Below are 21,115 nucleotides of genomic sequence, written 5' to 3' on the forward strand. Positions count from 1 at the left end.
CGGAAATAAACATACAATGAACAAAGATTCAATAGGACAATACGAGAACAGATATACTGTGTATACCTATTCGGTTCCAGAGCTTGGACTTATAGAATTCCGTCCCTTACAACTTGAAACAGACGCTCTAACAATTCATGATTGGGTTAACCGTGACTATGCGAAATATTGGGGACTTCTTGGTAAAAATCTGGAAGAAATCAAAAAAGAATACAAAACCATCCAACAACATTCAGAAGTGTTCATAGGATTGGTGAATGGAACCATTTCTTTCATGCTTGAACGCTACGATCCTCGCAAAGACAGTATCGGAAACTATTATCAAGTCAAAGAGTATGATTGTGGTATTCACGTAATTGTCGCACCAGCAGAAATTCCGAGGAAAAACTTCACTTGGCATATCTTTTCAAGTATTATGAAGTTCATCTTCAATGATCTTACCGTACAACGAATTGTGGTCGAACCCGATATTCGAAACCAGAAAATGTTTGACATCTGTCGCCGAGTCGGTTTTGTTGAGGATCAAATTATAAAACTCCCTCATAAAACTGCTAAACTGGCATTCTGCACCAGAGAACAGTTTATAAAAAAAGTAGATTTATTTAACGTAAAAGACACTCGTATGCAATACAACGAACAAATAGAAACTCCCGAAAAAGCAATTCAACATATCGACTCGAAGAGTTGGAACAAAGCCAATCTGCTCTTGGTAAAAAAAGCCATTTGTGAATTCTCTCACGAGCTTTTAATTGCACCCAAAATCATAAAAGAAGACAGAAATTGGAACAATTATATACTGATTACTGATAACGAATCCATCAAATACCATTTTAACGCACAATTACTGGCTTTAAATCATTTGGCAATCGATGAAAATTCAATAATCAAAAGGAAAAACAATGTAGTAGTTACAATAGATGCTGTAGATTTTATCCTGGAATTCAAAAAAAGCATTGGAATATCCGAGGATATAATTCCATCCTATATTGAAGAAATCATCAGTACGCTTTACGGAAGTGTTTACAAATTGGTGAAAAACAATCCACCAGCACGTGCATTGGCAAAAGCCGATTTTCAAACGATTGAACAAGCCATGTCGGAAGGCCACCCTGGTTTTGTGGCCAACAACGGTCGCATAGGTTTCAATAGCATGGATTACAAAGCATTCACTCCCGAAACCGGTAACCCGTTTCAAATCATTTGGTTGGCCGGACACCGCGATCGAACAGTATATGCCGGAACTCAAAAACTGGATTATGATACTTTAATCCAACAGGAACTAGATGCCACAACAAGGGAAAAATTCAATCAAATAATAATCAATAAAGGAGCTGAACCCAAAGACTATTATTTCATACCAGTGCATCCTTGGCAATGGTTCAACAAACTGGCCAATTTGTTTGCTCCCGAAATCGCGAAAGGCAAATTAATCTGTTTGGGGTATGGTTCCGATTTGTACCAAGCGCAGCAATCAATCCGAACGCTTTTTAATGTAAGTCATCCGCAAAAATTATACACCAAAACTTCTCTTTCCATACTTAATATGGGATTCTTACGCGGTCTTCCTGTGTATTATCTAGGAACAGCACCAGAAATGGCAGAATGGTTAGCGCAGCTTTTAGTAAATGATATATACTTGCAACAAGTTAATTTTGGAATGTTAGGGGAAGTCGCTTCCGTGAGTTATGTCAATCCGTATTTTGAAAGCTTCGGAAAACACAATCCCTACAACAAAATGATCGCTTCTCTCTGGCGTGAAAGTCCGGTGGCTTACCTAAAAAACGGACAACAATTAATGACGATGGCTGCTTTCTTGCATATTGATGTTGATGGAAATGCTTTACTACCGGAAATCATCAAAGCGTCCCCACTCTCCACTGATGAATGGCTCTATGAATACTTCAAAGTGTATTTAACACCGTTATTGCATTGTTTCTATCAATACGATTTAGTGTTCATGCCACATGGCGAAAACTTAATTATCGGTTTGGAAAATCATGTTCCGGTGCGTTCCTTCCTAAAAGACATTACTGAAGAAGCGGTAATTCTTAATCCTGAAGTCGAAATTCCAAAAAACATCGACCGAATATATACCGAAGTACCAGAAGAGGTAAAACTGCTGTCAATTTTTATCGATATATTCGACGGATTCTTCCGATTCATGTCGGCTGTTTTAGTTACAACTACGGGCTACAATGAAAATCGCTTCTGGGAACTGGTTGCTTTATCCATCTCCGATTATCAAAAAGCGCATCCGCATCTGGTCGATAAATTCGAACGTTACGATTTGTTTGCTCCAGATTTCGAACTCTCCTGTTTAAATCGCCTGCAATTGAACAATAACAAAACGATGATCGATCTCGATGATCCGGTAGCACTACTTCAATTCCAAGGGAGATTGTCAAATCCTGTAGCGCCTTATAAATCGGTAATCCTTCCAACTGAAAGTATATGATAAATGATGTAAAAACCGAAATATCTCCTGTGGTGTTCGTAAAAACTGTTCCTGGATTAGGTGTCTTCGAATTGCGACTGCTTGATTTGAATAACGATATCTTCGAAATTCATCAATGGGTGAATCAATCCTATGCAGTCTATTGGGGTATGAATGGTTTCTCAATTGAAGAAGTGCGAGAAGCCTATGAAAGAATTGTATCTCACACCACGGTGTACATGGGATGGCACAACGGGAAACGTGCTTTCCTTATGGAAAGTTATCTTCCAGAAAACGACTTGATTGGTTCATTCTACACCGTCGAACCCGGCGATCGAGGGATGCATATCTTGGTAGCTCCTACCTCCGACCCTCGTAAAGGTTTTACTTGGACGGTCTTTTGCTTGATACTGGATTTTATCTTTAGTGATGCAACAGTACAACGTATTGTCGTAGAACCGGATGCGCGCAATCATAAAATTCATGTCTTAAACCAAAAAGCCGGATTCGTGTTTCAAAAGTATATCGATTTACCCCATAAAAAAGCACGCCTTGAATTTTGCACTCGAACCAATTATTACCTAGCATTACAACACATCGAATCATGAAACCAATAGTTACACCTCATATAACAGAGAGTATTCAACATCTTAGCCCGGAATTTTGGAACCATGCAAACCGTATTTTAATCCGTAAGGCATTGTCCGAATTCGCTCACGAACTTTTAATAACTCCGGAATACAACGAAATGCAAAAAGGATATCAACTGGAAACGCCTAACCAAAACGCGCGTTATTTCTTTTCTGCCAAATTACAGGCGCTGAATCATTGGTGTATTGACACTCAAAGTATTCAAAAAAGGAATTCGAATGGGGAAAACTTACCGTTGAATCTATTGGATTTTATAGTTGAATTTAAAGATCAATTGAATATAAGTGATACGCTGTTACCTAACTATTTAGAAGAAATCAATAGCACTCTTTATGCTACTACCTATAAATTAGCGAATGCAAAGTATTCTTCGGAAGATTTAGTTACCGCCGATTACCAAACCATAGAACATGCTATGACCGAAGGACATCCGTGTTTCCTTGCCAATAGCGGTAAAAATGGTTTCAACGCATTGGACTTTGCTCATTATTCGCCTGAGGCAGATGCGCCAATTCAATTGATCTGGTTGGGCGGACATAAAAGTCGTGCTACATTTAGCGCCATTGATTCGATTACTTATGAAAAAATAATCGGTCAGGAATTGGATGTGGATAGTTTTCATCAATTTCAAAAAATCATTACCGATAAAGGGTGTAATGCAAATGACTATTATCTATTTCCTGTGCATCCTTGGCAGTGGTTCAATAAACTGAGTCTGATTTTCACCAATGATATCGCGAATCACTTTTTAATTCCTTTAGGTTATGGAAAAGACTATTACTCGGCTCAACAATCGATTAGAACTTTCTTCAATAGTAGTAAACCGAAGAATTGTTACGTTAAAACCGCACTATCTGTTATCAACATGGGCTTCATGCGGGGTTTGTCTCCGTATTATATGGAAAGTACTCCAAGTATTACACAATGGGTAGCCAATGCTGTTGAAAACGATCCATACCTTCAATCCAAAGGTTTTACACTATTGGGTGAAATAGCCACTTTGGGATACCGCAATCTTCAATTTGAACCTTTGGGAAGAGCCATTCCGCACAACAAAATGTTAGCCACGCTTTGGCGCGAAAGTCCATTAAACAAACTTAATGAAAAGCAACAATGCATGACTATGGCGGCGCTTTTACACGTAGATGCGAATGGCGAACCTTTGGTAAAACATCTCATCAAAGCTTCAAAACGCACTGCAACTGATTGGATTAGGGATTATCTGGATGCCTATCTGGCACCATTATTACATTGCTTCTACGCGCATGAAATGGTTTTCATGCCGCACGGCGAAAATCTGATTCTAGCCTTGGAAAACCATTCGGTACAATTGGTATTCATGAAAGATGTTACGGAAGAAGTCATGGTATTCAACCCTAAATCGCCTTTGCCGGAAAAAGCAAAACGCATTCACATCGAAATGCCTGAAAAGTTAAAAACACTATGCATTCAAAACGACATTTTTCAGCACTTTTTCCGATTCCTATCTTCTATTTTAGACGAACATCAAGTGCTGGAGGAAAAGCAATTCTGGAATCTTGTTTCGGAATGCATTAGGAACTACCAACAAGAACATCCGCAATACGAGGAATTGTTTAACAAATACGATTTGTTTGCTTCAACATTCGATTCGTGTTGCCTGAATCGCCTGCAATTGAAAAACAACAAACAAATGCTGGACTTAACAGCACCAACAGACAGTTTGCAGTTTGTAGGCCAATTAACAAATCCGGTACAACCAATAGCAATCTTAACCTAATTCGCTTTCGTTGTACATTTCTAAAAGCTTGGTAACGGTATTCCAATTGCGCATGGTTGCCGTTACATTGAGCTTTTTCTCTATATACTTCTGGTCAAAACGGGTCTTCCCTGCTCCTACTGCATACTTGACATAGATTCTGTTTTTGTCAATCACGGCTTCATCTGGCTTTACCTGACTCATCTTCAAATCGTGAATGCTGTTCTCGTTCAATTCTTTGGAGATAAAAGTGAAATAGAGCTTTTTGGTATCGGCGTCTTTTTCTTTTAAATACGGATTATTGCGCTGACACGCTTCTAAATCTTCTTTAGTAACCACTATAATCGGAACATCATAACCCCATTCTTTGAAAATTTCTTGCTTGATTCGAAAACCAACTGTCGGTCCGTGGGCTTCTTCACTATCCACAAATACATTACCGGATTGGATATAAGTTCTCACATTCTGAAATCCCATGCGTTCCAACAATCCTTTCAGATCGTCCATTTTAATCATATTGTGCCCGGAAACATTAATGCCGCGAAGCAATGCTAAATGTGTTTTCATTGCTTTAATTCTTTACGCATTAAATCCATATTTTTAAGTATAGGAGACTCTGTTGAGGTAATAAGTGACATGGTTTCCTTTGCCCATTCTTCAAACTTCTCAGCGTCTTTTTTAACATAATAACCTTGCATAATACAATAAGCCGCCTCTTCAAGATATTGAGCATCTTTTATTTTTTTCATCTTAGTGAAGGCATCTGCTGCTTCCACTAACTGACCTTCTTTAGCCAAGGCATAAATAAGTTCTTTATAAAGTAACGGATTCGTTTCTCCTTCAGTAATTCCCGTATGTAGTAATTCTATCGCTTTTTTATAATTCTCACTGTCGTTATACGCATAAGCCAATTCAAACAATAAGCCTTTCGTTGAAGGATTAATCTTTTGTGCCTTTTCCAAAAGCGGTATCGCCATGAAGCTAGCGCCGATATGATTATAATGTAAACCTCTTGAAACCAAATCCTCAGCTTCATTAGATCTAATATAAGACTTCATGAAATCAGGAGTTTCAGTTATTCCTAATTCCGCAAATTTTTCTTTAGGAATTACGGCACAAACAGTATTAAAATTACTTATTCTGGCTATTATTCTGCTTACATTATCTTTTGCTTCAGGTATAAATTTACCTTCATTAGATATCGTAAATCTTTTCTCTAAATGAAAAGTAAAACCTGCCTGCCTGTCAATATAAACATAGCCTAAAAGGTAAGAAGTCTCTTTGTCTTTTAAAGGATAAGTAATCCATTTATTTTCACAGGTATAAATCTTATTTTTAAACTCCAAAATGTTATTCTGTGCTGAAGTTGAGGTGATAACAAACAGTACAATCGCTTGGATAATTGGCTTCATCGTATAAATTTTAAACAAAAATAACGAATTCACTTCTAGCATTATTGCCAATAGCCAATAAAAACAAAGTAATTACTATTGAACGGCTACGCCAAACGAAAAAACTACTTCCTATACTCGCTCCTTTTTTCAATCAAAAAGGCAATTACATCCAAAGTATTGTTTTGAGGAACAGGAATCGATGCAAAATCTTTACTACAGAAATCAATAAAATCGGGGATTTCTCGCTCTTCCAAATGCAACGTATTGATAAAGAAATCCTTCGAAAAATCGGAAGCTACATGACTCCGAAATGCTTCTACCGCCTCTTTCTTACGCTTCTTCTGACTTTTGTCTTTAAATAAAACCAATATCTTTTCACCAACCTTCACAAAATCAATTCCATTTACGGTCTCTCCAGTGTAAACACCTATCGGTTTAGGTCGGGCTTGTTCCTTCTCTATTTTTTGATAGTACAAAGCATCACTACTCACATCTACATTCAGTTCGGCTTCTTTCTTAACTTCAACTTCTTTCAACTCAATCGTCTTTTTGGCCAATTCAATACGAAAAGGAGTAGACACAAAGTCTTTTTCATCCAATTTGACCTTTTTTAACTGAAAGTGTTCCGAATACACAATCAATTCATCATTGGTGGCAGCCTGAATACTAAATTCTCCCTTGGCATTGGTCTTTACCATGTTTTTATTCCGACTGTTAATGACTTCAATGGCTTTTACCGGAAAACCATCAGACAATACTTTTCCTTCAATTTTCTTTTCTTGTGCCCAAAGCATATTTCCAAACACCATGACACAAACAAAACTAATTTTAAATGGTAGCATACGAATGGATTTAAAAAAAATTAGTACTCAATAATGGCGAATAACAGAAGATTTTTCGCACTCTAAGGCTGTCTTAAGCAGACCACAACCTTACTACTACAAGTTACGAATAAATTCTTATAAATTGCAATCCTTATTTTAGTATTTCATTTTATTATCTTTGCGCCATGGGAAGAAAACAAACAAAGAAAGTCGTATTCGAAAACGTAAAAGTCCTTGATGCAGGTGCAAAAGGCGTTTCAGTAGCAAAAGCCCCGGAAGGGCAAGTAATATTTATCCCGAACGTAGTACCGGGAGATGTAGTCGATGTACAAACCTTTAAAAAACGCAAATCGTACTTTGAAGGAAAAGCCATCAAATTCCATAGCTTTTCAGAACACCGCGTAGATCCGGTTTGTGATCACTTCGGAGTATGTGGCGGTTGCAAATGGCAAAACATGAACTACAGCCAACAATTGCATTACAAACACCAAGAGGTATTCAACAACCTTAAACGTATCGGTAAAATCGAATTGCCGGAATTCGAACCAATCCTTGGCTCTGAAAAACAATTTTTCTATCGCAATAAAATGGAATTCGGTTTCTCGTCTTCTCGCTGGATGACGCAAGAAGAAGTAGATAGCGGTGCCGAATTGGACAATAAAAATGCCGTAGGTTTCCACATCCCTAAAATGTGGGATAAAATCCTGGACATCCAAAAATGCCACTTGCAACAGGATCCTTCCAATGCCATCCGTAACGAAATCAGAAGCTTCGCTAACGAGAATGGATTGTCGTTTTTCAATCCGAGAAACCACGAAGGTTTACTAAGAACATTAATGATCCGCACGGCATCAACCGGCGAACTAATGGTGTTAATCCAATTCTTCGACAACAATAAAAAAGAAATCGAACTGGTCATGAACTTCTTAGCAGAACGTTTTCCTGAAATTACCTCGTTGCAATACGTAATCAACCAAAAAGCAAACGATACACTCTACGATCAAGAAATCATCCTTTTCAAAGGTAGAGACTATATTTTGGAAGAAATGGAAGGACTAAACTTCAGTATCAATGCGAAATCCTTCTACCAAACCAACTCGGAACAAGCTTACGAACTGTACGCTATCACAAGAGAATTCGCGGGATTAACAGGGAACGAGCTAGTTTACGATTTATACACCGGAACAGGTACTATTGCGCAATTCGTTTCGAAAAAAGCAAAAAAAGTAATCGGTGTGGAAGCGGTTCCTGAAGCGATCGCCGATGCCAAAGAAAATGCAAAACGCAATAACATTACCAATTGTGAGTTCTTTGTAGGAGACATGAAAAATGTGTTCAACGACGATTTCATCGCTGCTCACGGTCACCCGGATGTCATCATCACTGATCCACCCCGCGATGGTATGCACGCTGATGTAGTAAAACAAATCTTGAGCATCGCTCCGGAAAAAGTGGTGTATGTGAGTTGTAACTCGGCAACACAAGCGCGTGACCTTGCCCTAATGGATGAAATGTACAAAGTAACTCGAGTGCGCCCGGTAGATATGTTCCCGCAAACGCATCATGTGGAAAATGTTGTACTTTTAGAAAAAAGATAATCTAGTTTTATGAAAAAGTTGTTACTGGTTCTTGTTTTTGCCACCACTATATTCTCGCTATGGAATTGTGAAAAAGACGATATCTGCGAAGAAGGTACGCCTACCACACCTCGTATGATCATCGAGTTTTACGACAATAACAATCCTACCGCTTTGAAAAGTGTAACCGATCTAAAAGTAATTGCCGATGGGGAAGCCAATGGAATCGTTTTCAATGAAAATGCTACCGGTGACGAAAAATATCGCTTCAACGGAAATAAACTGCAATTGCCTTTAAAAACTACCGCCGATTTCGTAAAGTATTCTTTCATTATTAATGAGGGTAATGCGAACACTGCTTTAATTAATACAGATGGTATCGACATCAATTATACGCGAGAAGATGTGTACATTTCTAGAGCGTGCGGATTCAAAACGGTATTCGAACTCACCAATCCCAACGGAATGGTACTCAACCCGGACGCGCTCAACTGGATTGAAGAAATTACGGTACAAACCAATACTATTGCCAACGAAAATGAAGTCCATGTCAAAATCTATTTTTAACCTGTTATTCCTTTTTTGTACTGTAGCAGGTGTTGCACAGGACGTTACCAAAAAAGAACAATCGAAAACCAATGCCAATGATTCGGTGGTGAAAACCGAAAAATACGGTTTGCGCATCGGGGCCGATCTTTCCAAATTAGCTCGTAGCCTCTACGATAAAGACTATAAAGGCCTAGAATTGGTGGGCGATTTTCGTGTAACCAAAAAAATGTACCTAGCAGCCGAATTAGGGAACGAAAATAAAACCACCGACGACGATCGCCTGAATTTTACAACGAAAGGAAGCTACCTGAAAGTGGGTCCGGAATGGAACTTCTACCAAAACTGGCTCGATATGCAAAACTCAATCCACCTGGGATTTCGCTATGGGGTGAGCTCTTTTAGCCAAGAACTTAATAGTTATAAAATCTATGATCCTTCGGGCTACTTCCCTCCTAATTCCGATGTCATTGCAGGAAAAAAATACGAGGGGCTGTCTGCTCATTGGACCGAAGTCGTAGCGGGTATGAAAGCGGAACTTTTCAAGAACTTCTACGCCGGATTCAGTGTTCGTATGAATTATTTGGTTACCGATAAAAAACCGGACAATTTCGATAATCTCTATATACCGGGCTATAATCGTACCTACGATGGAAAATTCGGTGTGGGATGGAATTACACCCTAACGTATTCGATTCCAATCTATAAAAAGACAACAAAAACGAGCACGAAACCCAGCAAGGAAACCGACTCGAAAAAGAAAAAATGAAAAACCCCTTAAACTGGTTTCTTGCCACTTTTTTGGCAATTATAATCCTGTCTTTTTTCTTTGTAATATACCCGGAAAGTTTATGGTATAGAGAAGATGGGAGACAAAACATTTGGGTAGACAGAATTTTCCTGCCCATTTATCTTATTCTCCCTTTGCTTTTCCTTATAAAAGCTTTCCCAAAAGAGGGTGTATACAAATGGAGAATACTGAGTAAAGAACTGCTTTTCTTCTTTTTTGTGACAGCCGCTATCTATTTCATTCCCCGCTTTGTAGTTTCAAAATCGGTACTCTTTTTCAATGCCAATATTGGAACTCCCGAGAAAGTAATTATTTCGGGAACCGTAACGGAACTCAAAGCTTGGCATCCAAAAAACAATACTGATACTATCGTCAGTTACGATGTAACCCTCAAAAATGAAAAATTGGGTTCAACCTATACCTTTGAAACCAAAGATACATTCAGGTTTAAAAAAGTAAAACTGAACCAACAGTTAAGCTTACAACTGAATAAAGGGTGTTTTAATCTACTCTACCTTAAAAAATAACCGATTGTAATAAGAAACTCTAAAAAAGCCGATAAGATTTAGGAAAGTCAAAATACTACTTAGCTCCACTGAAAATTAGCTTAGGTCAAATGAAAAACGCCTTAGACCAACTGCAAAATGGCTTAGACCGAGTGCAAAACGCCTTGGGTCAACGGCAAAACGCCTTGGGTCAACGGCAAAATGCCTTAGGTCAACGGCAAAATGCCTTGGGTCAACGGCAAAATGGCTTAGACCAACGGCAAAATGGCTTAGACCAACGGCAAAATGGCTTGGACCAACTGCAAAATGCCTTGGGTCAACGGCAAAATGGCTTGGAACAAGTAAAGTAAGGCTTGGATGAAGAAAAGTAAGCCTTGGAACAAACAAAGTAAGCCTTGATCAGAAAAAGTAAGCCTTGATCAGAAAAAGTAAGCCTTGGAACAAACAAAGTAAGGCTTGATTAAAAAAGTAAGCCTCGGAAATAACAAAAAAAGCCACAACTAATGTGGCTTTTCTTTTAAAACGTATCCTATCAGTAATTGGTCTTTACTTTAACTCTTTAAGTCCTTTAGTAAATAGCCATTTCATAAAAAGTCGCTCTCCATCTCTAGTCTTAACCGCTTGAAATTTAGGCGACAAAATGGTACCCACTACTAAAGCGGTCAATGGAATCCACAGTCCGTCCAAATGGGTATAGGTTGCAATTAGATAGCGCAACGGGAAAAAGAATACTGCAAAACCTAACAAATTGTAGATAAATGCTTTGGTACTTTTATTCATAATCTATTATTTGTCATTCCCGCACAGGCGGGAATCTATTTATTTTAATTTGATTCCTCTGATTTGGAATTTGGAATTTAGTTATTGGAATTTAGTCATTGGAATTTGGAATTTATTCCTCTGATTTAGAATTGGCATCCTGAAACTTCGCTCTCTTACTCCCTGCATACATCTCATACTTCACCAAACGGGCTTCCAGCTTACCGTTAAACAATTTAATCTTACGGGAAGGCTTCAGTCCTACATACTTCAATGCTTCTAAGTTGGCCGTAATAAACCAAGCATTGGTATTCGGGTAACTTTGTTTCAAGGTGTCTCCAATTTCTCTGTAAAAACGCTCCAAATGAATATCCAAACGTTCTCCATACGGCGGATTGAATACCATGTGCAACGGTCCTTGGTTCTCTTTCTCGGTATCAAAGAAATTACGCTCGCTAATTTTGATATATTCATCCAAATTGGCATTGCGGATATTGTCTTTCGCTTTCATCACCGCACTCGGTGCTTTGTCATAACCGGTAATCGTATAATGAAACTCTTTCACTTTCTTCATCAGTGAATCCATAATCTGGTCAAACAAATCGTTGTCCCAATCGTTCCACTTTTCAAAAGCAAACTCCTTACGGTTAATATTCGGCGGAATATTACATGCAATCATCGCTGCTTCTGCCAAAATAGTTCCGGAACCGCACATCGGATCGATAAAATCACAACTTCCGTCCCAACCGGACAACAACAACATTCCTGCAGCCAATACTTCATTGATTGGAGCAATATTTGTAGCGGTTTTATACCCTCTTTGGTGTAATGAATTCCCCGAAGAATCCAATGATACCGAACACTGATCGCGATCAATATGTACATTGATACGCAAATCCGGATAGTCTTTGTCAATACTCGGACGCGTACCAAACTTCGCTTTAAACTGATCCACAATCGCATCTTTACACTTTTGCGCCACAAACTGTGAATGCTTAAAATTATCCGAATGTACCGTAGTATCGATTACAAAGGTCATATTCTGGTTCATATACTTCGACCAGTCAATACCTTGAATCCCTTTATATAAACTCGCTTCGTTAAAAGCTCTGAAATTGTAAATTGGTTTTAAAATCTTCAAGGCAGTACGCAATCCCAAATTGGCTTTGTACATAAATCCTTTGTCGCCAACAAAACTAACCATACGGGTTCCAATCTCCACATTTTGAGCACCCATCTGATGCAATTCTTTGGCTAATATTTCCTCAAAACCAAATAAGGTCTTGGCTATCATTTTGAAATTATGTTCCATAATTATCTTTAAATTCCAATTTCTAAATTCCAAAAAAAGAGGGAAGAATTTTTATCTTTGATTTTGGGATTTGTTATTTTTTTAGCCCACAAAAGTACTTTAATTTATTTGGATTTTGAAATTTGTTATTTGGAGTTTACAATTTCATTGTCAAATTACTGTAAATTTGCATGTAAATTAGAATAAATGTCAGAAAACAATTCTTCACAAGCAAACAACTGGTTCGAAACTTGGTTCGACTCTCCGTATTACCACATATTATATAAGGATCGCGACGATTCCGAAGCGCAATTGTTCATGGACAATCTTACGCAATACCTGAATGTTCCGGATGAAGCTAAAATATTGGATTTGGCCTGCGGAAAAGGACGTCATGCCATCTACCTGAATCAATTAGGGTATGATGTAACGGGTGTCGACTTATCCGAAAACAGTATCGCCGAAGCATCAAAATCCAGCAACGATTCGCTTCGTTTCAAAGTTCACGACATGCGCCAAGCCACCGATGAAAAATACGATGCGGTGTTCAATCTGTTTACCAGCTTTGGCTATTTTGAAAATGAGGAAGACAATTTCAAAACCTTATTGGCCATCAAGGAAAGCCTAACTGAATATGGCTTCGGTGTCATCGATTTTATGAACGCCAACTATGTCATTGACAACTTAGTACCGGAAGAAGTAAAAACGGTAGACGGTATCGATTTCAAAATCAAACGTTATGTAAAGGACGGACACATTCACAAAGAAATCGATTTTGAAGATAACGGTCAAAAATTCCACTTCACCGAAAAAGTAAGAGCGTTAACCTTACAGGATTTCGAACAAATGATGGAAAAAGCCGATATTTATCTGTTGGATATTTTTGGCGATTACAAATTGCGTAAATTCTATAAAAACGATTCCGAAAGACTAATCATGATTTTTAAATAATAACTTGATAATTGATAATTGATAATTGATAATTGATAATTGATAATTAACAACTTATAATTCATAACTTATAACTCATAACTTATAACTCATAACTCGTTTTATGATCTATATAATTCCTTTTTTATCAGTAGTATTCGGGTATCTGATTGCCACTTTCTTCCAACCGAAAAGCAAAAAGAAACTGAAACTCGTATTGGCGTTCAGCGGTTCCTTCCTTCTGGCATTAACCGTTTCGCATCTTTTACCCGAAGTATATTCGGTTTACAATACGTCACAAAGTGCTGATCATTATCATAGTAATACAGGCATCTTTATCATGATAGGTATTGTGTTCCAAATTGTTTTGGAATACTTCTCGCAAGGTGCCGAACACGGTCACGTACACGGTCACGACAAAATGAACCATATCCCATGGGCGTTGTTCATCAGTTTGTGCTTGCACGCCTTATTGGAAGGAATGCCGGTAAGCCAGCACCATCACTTGGCGTGGGGAATTTCAGTGCACCACTTCCCTATCGCTATCATCTTGACCACCTTCTTAATGCAATCGCACTTGAACAAAGTATCCCGATTCATTTTTATGATGGCCTTTGCTGTAATGACACCACTAGGAACATTAATTTCAACCGATTCGAACTATCTTCTTCAATTCCAAACCGAAATCACCGCGTTTGTTATTGGTATCTTATTTCACATTTCGTCCACAATTATCTTCGAAAGTAGCGAAGGCCATAAATTCAACATGGCCAAACTGTCCGCTATCATCTTGGGAATTGTACTGGCGTATTTTATGTAAAATAATTGGAGCGTGACCACAAGGGTCGGGCTATCCGTTGCAATCTTTTTACCATGCTCCGCTAGCGCTTCTCATGAAAAAGGATTTCCACTGCTATCCCTCACGCAAACCAAAAACTTTGTAACTTTAAACTTTATAACATTACAACATAAACAATGTCTTTCACAAAAACCACCGAGCAATCCTCAAAATACGAGCATTTAGAACAAATGTCGGTTCATGACTTATTGACGAACATCAACAATGAAGACAAAACCGTTCCATTAGCTGTAGAAAAAGCGTTACCGCAAATTGAAGCTGTTGTGACTAAAGTAGTCGATCAAATGAAAAAAGGCGGCCGTTTGTTTTATATCGGTGCAGGAACTTCAGGTCGTTTAGGCATTGTCGACGCTTCTGAATGCCCGCCCACTTTCGGTGTACCTTTCGACTTGGTCATCGGAATCATAGCTGGAGGCGACACCGCCATCCGTAAAGCGGTAGAATTCGCCGAAGACGACAAACAACAAGCCTGGAAAGATCTTCAGGAATGGAATATCAATGAAAATGATATGGTCATCGGAATTGCAGCCTCAGGAACAACGCCTTATGTAATCGGTGGATTGGAAAAATGCAACGAAAATAATATTGCTACAGGTTGTATTACGTGTAATCAAGGTAGTCCGCTAGCACAAACGGCTCAATTACCAATCGAAGTCGTGGTTGGCCCTGAATTTGTTACCGGAAGTAGCCGCATGAAAGCCGGAACTGCTCAAAAATTAGTATTGAATATGATTTCAACAGCTTCCATGATCCAATTAGGCCGCGTGAAAGGCAATAAAATGGTCGACATGCAATTGAGTAATGTGAAATTAATCGACAGAGGCGTTCGCATGATCATGGACGAAATTCCGGTTAGCTACGAAGAAGCTGAAAAATTACTAAAAGAACACGGTAGCGTTAGAAAAGCAGTGGAAAGTTATAAGTTATGACCCGAGCCGAAAGCGAACGGAGCGAAGCTCGTTTTGAGTTATGAGTTTTGAGTTATGAGTTATAAGTTATAATAATGATTAAATTTCTAACAATCTAATAATCTAACAGTCTAACAATCTAATAATCCAACAATCTAATAATCTAAAAATCCAAATGTCCACCAATAAAGTAGTACTATACAAAGGAATAAAATGGATGGGATACGCTCTACCGCTCCTATTCTTAGGACCTTCCCTAATTCACATGTCGTTTAAAAACCAACAGCATCCTATGTACATCCCTATTTTGAGTTTGGGCATACTGTTGTGTGTACTGTCAATATTCCTTATATTTAAAGGTTTAAAAACGATAATGAAAAGCTTATTCGATGGAAACTAATACCATTTACCTGGAAAGTGTAAAAAAGCAAATGCTGTATTACAAAACGATTGCGGAAAGAGCAATGGAACAACTGGAAGACGAGCAACTCTTTTTTTCTGCCAATGAAGACACCAACAGCATCGCAATTATTATCAAACACATGGCCGGTAATATGTTGTCTCGTTGGACCGATTTCTTAACTTCCGACGGTGAAAAAGAATGGCGCAACCGAGACGGTGAATTTGAAACAGGTTCAGAAAGTAAGGAAGAACTTTTGCAACTTTGGAAGAAAGGATGGGATTGTTTCTTTACTGCCATCAATTCGCTTCAACCCGAACAATTGTCGCAAATTATTTATATCCGTAATGAAGGCCAAACTGCCATGGATGCCATTAACAGACAATTGGCGCATTATCCTTACCATATCGGGCAAATTGTTTTTTATGCCAAAATGCTAAAAACATCCGAATGGAATAGTTTGTCCATCCCTAAAAATAAATCCAACGATTACAATGCTGATAAATTCTCTAAAGAGAAAAGTGTTCGCCATTTCACCGATGACGAATTGAATAAATTACAAAAATAACGCTTGGCATTCGTAAACAGCTCCAAATACAATGAAAAAAACACTTCTCCTATTCAGTCTTTCTCTAGCTTCTTGTTATCAACAAGAACGCAACTGCAGCGATTTTAAAACTGGTAAATTTGAGTTCACACAAGAAATTGAAGGCAAAAAAATGACTTCGGTTTTTGAACGTAATGATTCGATCCAAATCGAAACGTTTAACGGAAAAACCGATACAGCCAGTGTGCGATGGATTAATGATTGTGAATATATTTTGCAAAAACTGCATCCTAAGAATAGGCAAGAGAAAAAAGCCATCAATATTAAAATACTGACAACCAATAAAAACCAATACGTTTTTGAATATTCGTTTGTTGGCGAAGCAAAAAAACAAAAAGGAACTGTAACAAAAATTAAGTAGTTCCGTATAACTTAAAAATTCAAACAAATCTTATGGAAATTCTAATGAACCCTGATGCATGGATTGCATTATTGACATTAACCTTTTTAGAAATTATTTTAGGTATCGACAACATCGTTTTCCTATCTATCGTATCCGGAAAATTAAGAGCTGAAGACCAACCTAAAGCGAGAAGAATCGGATTGTTATTAGCCATGGCATTCAGAATCATCCTTTTATTCGGTATTACATGGGTAATGAGCCTGAAAAAATCATTCTTTGATTTCGATTGGGGATTTGTAGCCGGTGGAATTTCCGGACAAAGTTTAATCGTATTTGCGGGTGGATTATTCTTACTTTATAAATCGGTTTCTGAAATTCATCACAAATTAGAAGGTGAAGAAGAAGGTACTGCGGGGAAAGCAAGTAATTCTCTTTCTGGTGCTATTATTCAAATTGCGTTATTGAATATCGTATTCTCTTTCGATAGTATCTTGACGGCTGTAGGCTTAGTAAGTTCTGCTGAACCACCTACTGGTTTTGGTCCTGCTGGTGCATTGGAAATCATGGTGGGTGCGATCATCATTTCAATTGTTATCATGTTAATCTTTGCTGGTCCGGTTTCGAAATTCGTTAACGAACATCCAACTATTCAAATTTTAGGATTGTCATTCTTAATCTTAATCGGTGTAATGTTATTGGCTGAAGGTTCTCACCTAGCTGAATTGAAATTCTTCGGCGGAACAGAAGTACATAGCATCCCTAAAGGTTATTTATATTTTGCCATTTTCTTCTCTTTATTTGTGGAGTTCTTGAATTTGAGAATGAAGAAAAAAGGAAGCCCTGTACAATTACACAATAACAAAATCATGGACAGCAAGTTGGCTGACGATGATATCACCAATTAAAAAAAAGCATATGAAATTAAAGTTAGCAATTGTTGCCACTTTTTGCTTGTCGTACATGGGTTACGCACAAGAAGAAAAACCTATCGAATTCAGTAAAGAAAATATGCTGAAAGAATTGTCTGAAAATGCTTGCAAATGCATTGATTCTATTCCAACGGATATCAAAAGAGATTCGATGACTGCTGCAATGAATAAATGCATCGACGATAAAGTTGGTGCCTATATGCTTGCTTCGAAACTAGGAAACATTAAAGATTTGGAAGCAAAAGCAAAAAAAGTAGATGGCAAAAAGGAAATTGATATTTCCATCAATTTCGACCCTTCTTCTAAAGAATACAAAGAGGCTTATTATGAATTGGAACGCCATTTGGTAGACAATTGCCCAGCAGTTAAAGCCAAATTAGCATCCAACGATTATGATACATCATCACAAGGAGCCAATTCGGAAGCCATCAAATATTATAATTTAGGATTGAAGGAATCCCAAAATGAAAATTATGCAAAGGCGGCTGAATATTATAAAAAAGCAACCGTTTTTGATCCTAATTTTGCTTTTGCCTTTGATAATCTTGGTCTTACTTACCGCAGACTGAATCAATTTGACAAAGCAATTGATGCGTATGAAAAATCATTAAAAATAAATCCCAACGGAATGATGCCACTGCAAAATATTGCCATTGCTTATCAATACAAAGAAGAGTTTAAAAAGGCAATAAAAGCGTATGAAAGAATGGCAAAAATTGACCCTAAAAATCCGGAAGTATTTTATGGAATTGGACAAATTTATGCAGTAAACCTTTCTGATAACGAAAAAGCACTCGACAATTTATGTCAAGCCTATAATATTTATGTGGAACAAAATTCGCCTTACCGAACGGATGCAGAAAAGTTGATTAATGTGGTTTACGGTAACTTGAAAAAAGAAGGGAAAGAAAAAGTCTTTGACGAAATATTAAAAAAACACCATATCAAAAGTAACTAATAAAAAGCCCTGTGAATTCAGGGCTTTTTTACTATATTGCCTAAATATTTTACAATCAAAATGGATAATAATACAATTGAGAGCTTACTAGAAGCTTTAAAATATTCCCCGGATAATCTTCCGTTAAAATTTCATTTGGCCGATTCGCTTCTTAAACTCAAAAGATACGATGAAGCCGAAATCCAATTCATTGAACTAATTCGTCTTTCCAATTCAAATCAATACAAATTTGGTTTGGCGCAAACTTATTTTGCTAAAAAAGAGTTTTCTAAAGCTTTGGTTATTTTGGAAGATGTTTTAGATGCCGAAGAACATTTCGATAGCTTGATTCTGTTGTCTAAAATTTTACTGGAAGAAAATTCCATTCAAAAAGCACAACACTATTACCAAAGAGCACTGGACATCAATCCGGAATACAAAGACGAAGTACTCGATTCCAATTTGAGATTGGGTAACTTCGATTTGAACCTGGATGATGATGATGATTTTGATGATGACGACTCTAATTTTAAACAAACTTTGAGCTCCAATCAGTTTTTACAAATCTCCGACATCAATTTTAACGATGTTGGCGGTATGGAACAAGTCAAAAAAGAAATTGATTTAAAAATCATTAAACCTTTAGTACATCAGGATTTGTACCGATCGTACGGCAAAAAAATCGGTGGAGGAATTTTATTGTACGGCCCTCCAGGCTGTGGAAAAACATTTATTGCGAAAGCTACAGCAGGACAAATTCAATCGAAATTTTTTACGGTAGGCCTAAACGATATTCTGGATATGTGGATTGGTAACAGCGAAAAAAATCTTCACGGAATATTCGAAATCGCCCGTCAAAACAAACCTTGCGTTTTATTTTTTGATGAAATTGACGCTTTAGGTGCAAGTCGAAGCGATATGAAGCAATCGTCATCTCGTCATTTAATCAATCAGTTTTTACAAGAATTGGATGGAATAAACAGTGATAATGAAGGTATTCTCATTATTGGTGCTACCAATACACCTTGGAATTTAGATACTGCATTTAGAAGACCAGGACGATTCGACCGAATCGTTTTCATTCCACCACCGGATGAAAAAGCCAAAGAAGCGATTCTTAAAATTAAATTGGAGAACAAACCGATTGATGCTATAGATTACCAAACACTTTCTAAAAAACTAGAACACTTTTCGGGCGCAGATATTGAAGCGCTTATTGATATTGCTATAGAAGCAAAACTGGAAGAATCGTTCATTGATGGGATTCCAAAGCCATTAACAACCAAAGATTTATTGAATGCCGCTTCGAAACACAAACCCAGCACACAAGAATGGTTTAATACAGCCAAGAATTATGCGTTGTACGCCAATGAAACAGGATTGTACGATGAGATTTTGAAATTTTTAAAAATAAAGAAATAAGATGTTTGCAGAACAACTGGAGAAAATACAATTGCTTATCAATTCCGAACGATTTGATTTGGCTCAAAAAGAAATTAATCAGTTGCTGATTGAAAATGCAGATGAACCCTATTTGTTTTATTTGTTGTCGGCTATTAAATTTCATCAAGATGAGTACAATGAAGCCAATGAATTAATAGATAAATCAATCCATTTATACCCTGACGGCGCGTTTTATTATTATTTTAAAGCTTGCATCCAATTGGCTGCTGAAAAATACGAAGAAGTAGAACCGTTATTGCAAACTGCAATTAAAATTGATCCTCAAGATCCTGATTTTAAAGCGAAATTGGCGCAATTCAGACTTCTAAAAAAGGACTATGATGGCGCATTACAACTTGCCAACGAATCCTTAGAATTGGATCCTGAAAATATTTTAGGTCTAAATACTAGAAGTACCGCATTACTAAAATTAAATCGCAAAGAAGAATCTTTTGAAACCATTGAAGGTGCCTTGCGTGAAGATCCTGATAATTCCTACACCCATTCCAATTATGGCTGGGGTTTATTAGAAAAAGGAAATCACAAAAAAGCGCTGGAACATTTTAGAGAATCCTTAAAAAATGATCCAAACAATGAATACGCACAATCCGGAATGATTCAAGCTTTAAAAGCGAACAATATCATTTATAGAGGCTATTTAAAGTATGTGTTTTTTATGCAAAATCTTACTCAAAAGAATCAATGGATTTTCATTATCGGTTTTTATTTCTTGCAAAAAGCTTTAAGATCAATCGCTCAATCTAACACAGCACTTCAACCGTATTTGACTCCAATCATCATAGTTTTAGCGGTATTTGCTTTTTCAACATGGGTAATCAATCCGTTAAGTAATTTATTATTTCGAATGAATCCTTACGCCAAATACATGCTTGACAAAAACGAAATGAAAAGTTCTAATTTTGTAGGTGTGAGCTTGATCATTTTCCTAATTGGAATTGTTAGTTATTTTATAACAGGTAATGAAAACTTTATCATCTTGGCAGGATTTGGATTTTTAATGATGGTACCTTTCGGCTCTATGTTTGCCGTTTCGAAATATAAATATGTACCACTTATTGTCACTATTGTATTGGGAACTATAGGTCTTTTGGCTGTTTTAACTGCATTTTCTTTTAATATGCCCAATAATTTGTTTACCAGCATTTTCATCATTGCTTTTATAGCTTACCAATGGCTTGCTAATTTCTTGTTAATCAAACAAAGTAATATTTAAAAAAAAAGCCCTGAC

At 37.3% G+C, this 21,115-nt stretch carries 23 protein-coding genes; 18 read left to right on the forward strand and 5 right to left on the reverse strand.

Features of this window, described 5'->3' with window-relative positions; all coding sequences use genetic code 11:
• Nucleotides 1-16: 16 nt before the first annotated feature.
• Genes ACFO7M_RS14770 through ACFO7M_RS14780 form a run of 3 tightly spaced genes read left to right on the forward strand, consistent with a single transcriptional unit; the run spans nt 17 to nt 4,844 of the window.
• Complete coding sequence (locus tag ACFO7M_RS14770) at nt 17-2,455, forward strand: GNAT family N-acetyltransferase (protein ID WP_379736501.1); 2,439 nt, start codon at nt 17-19, stop codon at nt 2,453-2,455.
• A complete protein-coding gene (locus ACFO7M_RS14775) occupies nt 2,452-3,042 on the forward strand; it encodes a GNAT family N-acetyltransferase (RefSeq protein ID WP_379736503.1) in 591 nt (196 codons plus the stop codon). Before ACFO7M_RS14770 ends, ACFO7M_RS14775 begins: the two co-directional genes overlap by 4 nt.
• Nucleotides 3,039-4,844 carry an IucA/IucC family protein gene (locus ACFO7M_RS14780; protein ID WP_379736505.1) on the forward strand — a complete coding sequence of 602 codons (1,806 nt, stop codon included), beginning with the start codon at nt 3,039-3,041 and terminating at the stop codon, nt 4,842-4,844. The genes ACFO7M_RS14775 and ACFO7M_RS14780 overlap by 4 nt, the downstream gene beginning before the upstream one ends.
• Here ACFO7M_RS14780 and ACFO7M_RS14785 read toward each other — a convergent pair.
• The 3 genes from ACFO7M_RS14785 to ACFO7M_RS14795 form a co-directional block, all read right to left on the reverse strand.
• Nucleotides 4,836-5,390 (reverse strand): DUF1697 domain-containing protein, encoded by a 555-nt coding sequence (locus tag ACFO7M_RS14785; RefSeq protein ID WP_379736506.1) that lies wholly within the window; start codon nt 5,388-5,390, stop codon nt 4,836-4,838. The two genes, ACFO7M_RS14780 and ACFO7M_RS14785, sit on opposite strands and share 9 nt — an antisense overlap.
• Nucleotides 5,387-6,235 (reverse strand): tetratricopeptide repeat protein, encoded by an 849-nt coding sequence (locus tag ACFO7M_RS14790; protein ID WP_379736508.1) that lies wholly within the window; start codon nt 6,233-6,235, stop codon nt 5,387-5,389. Before ACFO7M_RS14790 ends, ACFO7M_RS14785 begins: the two co-directional genes overlap by 4 nt.
• A gap of 104 nt (nt 6,236-6,339) precedes the next feature.
• On the reverse strand, nt 6,340-7,059 hold the full coding sequence (locus tag ACFO7M_RS14795) for a hypothetical protein (protein WP_379736509.1): 720 nt from the start codon (nt 7,057-7,059) through the stop codon (nt 6,340-6,342).
• A gap of 167 nt (nt 7,060-7,226) precedes the next feature.
• Between ACFO7M_RS14795 and rlmD the strand changes: the two genes are divergently transcribed.
• The 5 genes from rlmD to ACFO7M_RS14820 all read left to right on the forward strand — a co-directional run bounded on the left by rlmD (nt 7,227) and on the right by ACFO7M_RS14820 (nt 10,810).
• Nucleotides 7,227-8,639: a 23S rRNA (uracil(1939)-C(5))-methyltransferase RlmD gene (gene rlmD, locus ACFO7M_RS14800; protein ID WP_379736511.1), complete on the forward strand. Its 1,413-nt coding sequence runs from the start codon at nt 7,227-7,229 to the stop codon at nt 8,637-8,639.
• Between the two features lie 9 nt (nt 8,640-8,648).
• Nucleotides 8,649-9,185, forward strand: a complete 537-nt coding sequence (locus ACFO7M_RS14805) for a DUF6452 family protein (protein WP_379736513.1) — start codon at nt 8,649-8,651, stop codon at nt 9,183-9,185.
• Entirely contained in the window at nt 9,157-9,933 is a 777-nt protein-coding gene (locus tag ACFO7M_RS14810; RefSeq protein ID WP_379736515.1) for a DUF6048 family protein, read from the forward strand. The genes ACFO7M_RS14805 and ACFO7M_RS14810 overlap by 29 nt, the downstream gene beginning before the upstream one ends.
• On the forward strand, nt 9,930-10,481 hold the full coding sequence (locus ACFO7M_RS14815; protein ID WP_379736517.1) for a hypothetical protein: 552 nt from the start codon (nt 9,930-9,932) through the stop codon (nt 10,479-10,481). The genes ACFO7M_RS14810 and ACFO7M_RS14815 overlap by 4 nt, the downstream gene beginning before the upstream one ends.
• 89 nt (nt 10,482-10,570) lie before the next feature.
• On the forward strand, nt 10,571-10,810 hold the full coding sequence (locus ACFO7M_RS14820; RefSeq protein ID WP_379736519.1) for a hypothetical protein: 240 nt from the start codon (nt 10,571-10,573) through the stop codon (nt 10,808-10,810).
• Nucleotides 10,811-11,006: 196 nt separating this feature from the next.
• Here ACFO7M_RS14820 and ACFO7M_RS14825 read toward each other — a convergent pair whose 3' ends face one another.
• Both ACFO7M_RS14825 and ACFO7M_RS14830 read right to left on the reverse strand, forming a co-directional pair.
• Nucleotides 11,007-11,240: a hypothetical protein gene (locus ACFO7M_RS14825; protein ID WP_379736521.1), complete on the reverse strand. Its 234-nt coding sequence runs from the start codon at nt 11,238-11,240 to the stop codon at nt 11,007-11,009.
• Nucleotides 11,241-11,352: 112 nt separating this feature from the next.
• Nucleotides 11,353-12,531, reverse strand: a complete 1,179-nt coding sequence (locus tag ACFO7M_RS14830) for a THUMP domain-containing class I SAM-dependent RNA methyltransferase (protein WP_379736523.1) — start codon at nt 12,529-12,531, stop codon at nt 11,353-11,355.
• Between the two features lie 186 nt (nt 12,532-12,717).
• Here ACFO7M_RS14830 and ACFO7M_RS14835 point away from each other — a divergent pair, with 186 nt between their 5' ends.
• From ACFO7M_RS14835 to ACFO7M_RS14880, 10 genes are all read left to right on the forward strand, one after another.
• The gene (locus ACFO7M_RS14835) at nt 12,718-13,461 is read left to right on the forward strand and encodes an SAM-dependent methyltransferase (protein WP_379736525.1); all 744 of its coding nucleotides are present in this window, start codon (nt 12,718-12,720) and stop codon (nt 13,459-13,461) included.
• 103 nt (nt 13,462-13,564) lie between these two features.
• Nucleotides 13,565-14,260 carry a ZIP family metal transporter gene (locus ACFO7M_RS14840; protein ID WP_379736527.1) on the forward strand — a complete coding sequence of 232 codons (696 nt, stop codon included), beginning with the start codon at nt 13,565-13,567 and terminating at the stop codon, nt 14,258-14,260.
• Between the two features lie 155 nt (nt 14,261-14,415).
• On the forward strand, nt 14,416-15,228 hold the full coding sequence (gene murQ / locus ACFO7M_RS14845; protein ID WP_379736529.1) for an N-acetylmuramic acid 6-phosphate etherase: 813 nt from the start codon (nt 14,416-14,418) through the stop codon (nt 15,226-15,228).
• 196 nt (nt 15,229-15,424) lie between these two features.
• Nucleotides 15,425-15,607: a DUF6095 family protein gene (locus ACFO7M_RS14850; RefSeq protein WP_379736740.1), complete on the forward strand. Its 183-nt coding sequence runs from the start codon at nt 15,425-15,427 to the stop codon at nt 15,605-15,607.
• Nucleotides 15,597-16,175 carry a DUF1572 family protein gene (locus ACFO7M_RS14855; RefSeq protein ID WP_379712437.1) on the forward strand — a complete coding sequence of 193 codons (579 nt, stop codon included), beginning with the start codon at nt 15,597-15,599 and terminating at the stop codon, nt 16,173-16,175. Before ACFO7M_RS14850 ends, ACFO7M_RS14855 begins: the two co-directional genes overlap by 11 nt.
• Nucleotides 16,176-16,206: 31 nt before the next feature.
• Complete coding sequence (locus ACFO7M_RS14860) at nt 16,207-16,575, forward strand: DNA topoisomerase IV (RefSeq protein WP_379736530.1); 369 nt, start codon at nt 16,207-16,209, stop codon at nt 16,573-16,575.
• A 32-nt stretch (nt 16,576-16,607) separates the two neighbouring features.
• Nucleotides 16,608-17,462: a TerC family protein gene (locus tag ACFO7M_RS14865; RefSeq protein ID WP_379736531.1), complete on the forward strand. Its 855-nt coding sequence runs from the start codon at nt 16,608-16,610 to the stop codon at nt 17,460-17,462.
• 10 nt (nt 17,463-17,472) lie between these two features.
• Nucleotides 17,473-18,444 carry a tetratricopeptide repeat protein gene (locus ACFO7M_RS14870; protein ID WP_379736533.1) on the forward strand — a complete coding sequence of 324 codons (972 nt, stop codon included), beginning with the start codon at nt 17,473-17,475 and terminating at the stop codon, nt 18,442-18,444.
• A 60-nt stretch (nt 18,445-18,504) separates the two neighbouring features.
• Complete coding sequence (locus tag ACFO7M_RS14875; protein ID WP_379736535.1) at nt 18,505-19,845, forward strand: AAA family ATPase; 1,341 nt, start codon at nt 18,505-18,507, stop codon at nt 19,843-19,845.
• 1 nt (nt 19,846) lies between these two features.
• Entirely contained in the window at nt 19,847-21,100 is a 1,254-nt protein-coding gene (locus ACFO7M_RS14880; RefSeq protein ID WP_379736537.1) for a tetratricopeptide repeat protein, read from the forward strand.
• Nucleotides 21,101-21,115: the final 15 nt, after the last annotated feature.

This window comes from Flavobacterium sp. GCM10023249 (assembly GCF_042653365.1).
Lineage (GTDB): Bacteria > Bacteroidota > Bacteroidia > Flavobacteriales > Flavobacteriaceae > Flavobacterium.

What these genes read in the sequence shown, in the direction of transcription:
- ACFO7M_RS14770 (WP_379736501.1), top strand. Translation starts at nt 17, where the DNA reads ATGAACAAAGATTCAATAGGACAATACGAGAACAGATATACTGTGTAT.
- ACFO7M_RS14775 (WP_379736503.1), top strand. Translation starts at nt 2,452, where the DNA reads ATGATAAATGATGTAAAAACCGAAATATCTCCTGTGGTGTTCGTAAAA.
- ACFO7M_RS14780 (WP_379736505.1), top strand. Translation starts at nt 3,039, where the DNA reads ATGAAACCAATAGTTACACCTCATATAACAGAGAGTATTCAACATCTT.
- ACFO7M_RS14785 (WP_379736506.1), bottom strand. Translation starts at nt 5,390, where the DNA reads ATGAAAACACATTTAGCATTGCTTCGCGGCATTAATGTTTCCGGGCAC.
- ACFO7M_RS14790 (WP_379736508.1), bottom strand. Translation starts at nt 6,235, where the DNA reads ATGAAGCCAATTATCCAAGCGATTGTACTGTTTGTTATCACCTCAACT.
- ACFO7M_RS14795 (WP_379736509.1), bottom strand. Translation starts at nt 7,059, where the DNA reads ATGCTACCATTTAAAATTAGTTTTGTTTGTGTCATGGTGTTTGGAAAT.
- rlmD (WP_379736511.1), top strand. Translation starts at nt 7,227, where the DNA reads ATGGGAAGAAAACAAACAAAGAAAGTCGTATTCGAAAACGTAAAAGTC.
- ACFO7M_RS14805 (WP_379736513.1), top strand. Translation starts at nt 8,649, where the DNA reads ATGAAAAAGTTGTTACTGGTTCTTGTTTTTGCCACCACTATATTCTCG.
- ACFO7M_RS14810 (WP_379736515.1), top strand. Translation starts at nt 9,157, where the DNA reads ATGAAGTCCATGTCAAAATCTATTTTTAACCTGTTATTCCTTTTTTGT.
- ACFO7M_RS14815 (WP_379736517.1), top strand. Translation starts at nt 9,930, where the DNA reads ATGAAAAACCCCTTAAACTGGTTTCTTGCCACTTTTTTGGCAATTATA.
- ACFO7M_RS14820 (WP_379736519.1), top strand. Translation starts at nt 10,571, where the DNA reads ATGAAAAACGCCTTAGACCAACTGCAAAATGGCTTAGACCGAGTGCAA.
- ACFO7M_RS14825 (WP_379736521.1), bottom strand. Translation starts at nt 11,240, where the DNA reads ATGAATAAAAGTACCAAAGCATTTATCTACAATTTGTTAGGTTTTGCA.
- ACFO7M_RS14830 (WP_379736523.1), bottom strand. Translation starts at nt 12,531, where the DNA reads ATGGAACATAATTTCAAAATGATAGCCAAGACCTTATTTGGTTTTGAG.
- ACFO7M_RS14835 (WP_379736525.1), top strand. Translation starts at nt 12,718, where the DNA reads ATGTCAGAAAACAATTCTTCACAAGCAAACAACTGGTTCGAAACTTGG.
- ACFO7M_RS14840 (WP_379736527.1), top strand. Translation starts at nt 13,565, where the DNA reads ATGATCTATATAATTCCTTTTTTATCAGTAGTATTCGGGTATCTGATT.
- murQ (WP_379736529.1), top strand. Translation starts at nt 14,416, where the DNA reads ATGTCTTTCACAAAAACCACCGAGCAATCCTCAAAATACGAGCATTTA.
- ACFO7M_RS14850 (WP_379736740.1), top strand. Translation starts at nt 15,425, where the DNA reads ATGGGATACGCTCTACCGCTCCTATTCTTAGGACCTTCCCTAATTCAC.
- ACFO7M_RS14855 (WP_379712437.1), top strand. Translation starts at nt 15,597, where the DNA reads ATGGAAACTAATACCATTTACCTGGAAAGTGTAAAAAAGCAAATGCTG.
- ACFO7M_RS14860 (WP_379736530.1), top strand. Translation starts at nt 16,207, where the DNA reads ATGAAAAAAACACTTCTCCTATTCAGTCTTTCTCTAGCTTCTTGTTAT.
- ACFO7M_RS14865 (WP_379736531.1), top strand. Translation starts at nt 16,608, where the DNA reads ATGGAAATTCTAATGAACCCTGATGCATGGATTGCATTATTGACATTA.
- ACFO7M_RS14870 (WP_379736533.1), top strand. Translation starts at nt 17,473, where the DNA reads ATGAAATTAAAGTTAGCAATTGTTGCCACTTTTTGCTTGTCGTACATG.
- ACFO7M_RS14875 (WP_379736535.1), top strand. Translation starts at nt 18,505, where the DNA reads ATGGATAATAATACAATTGAGAGCTTACTAGAAGCTTTAAAATATTCC.
- ACFO7M_RS14880 (WP_379736537.1), top strand. Translation starts at nt 19,847, where the DNA reads ATGTTTGCAGAACAACTGGAGAAAATACAATTGCTTATCAATTCCGAA.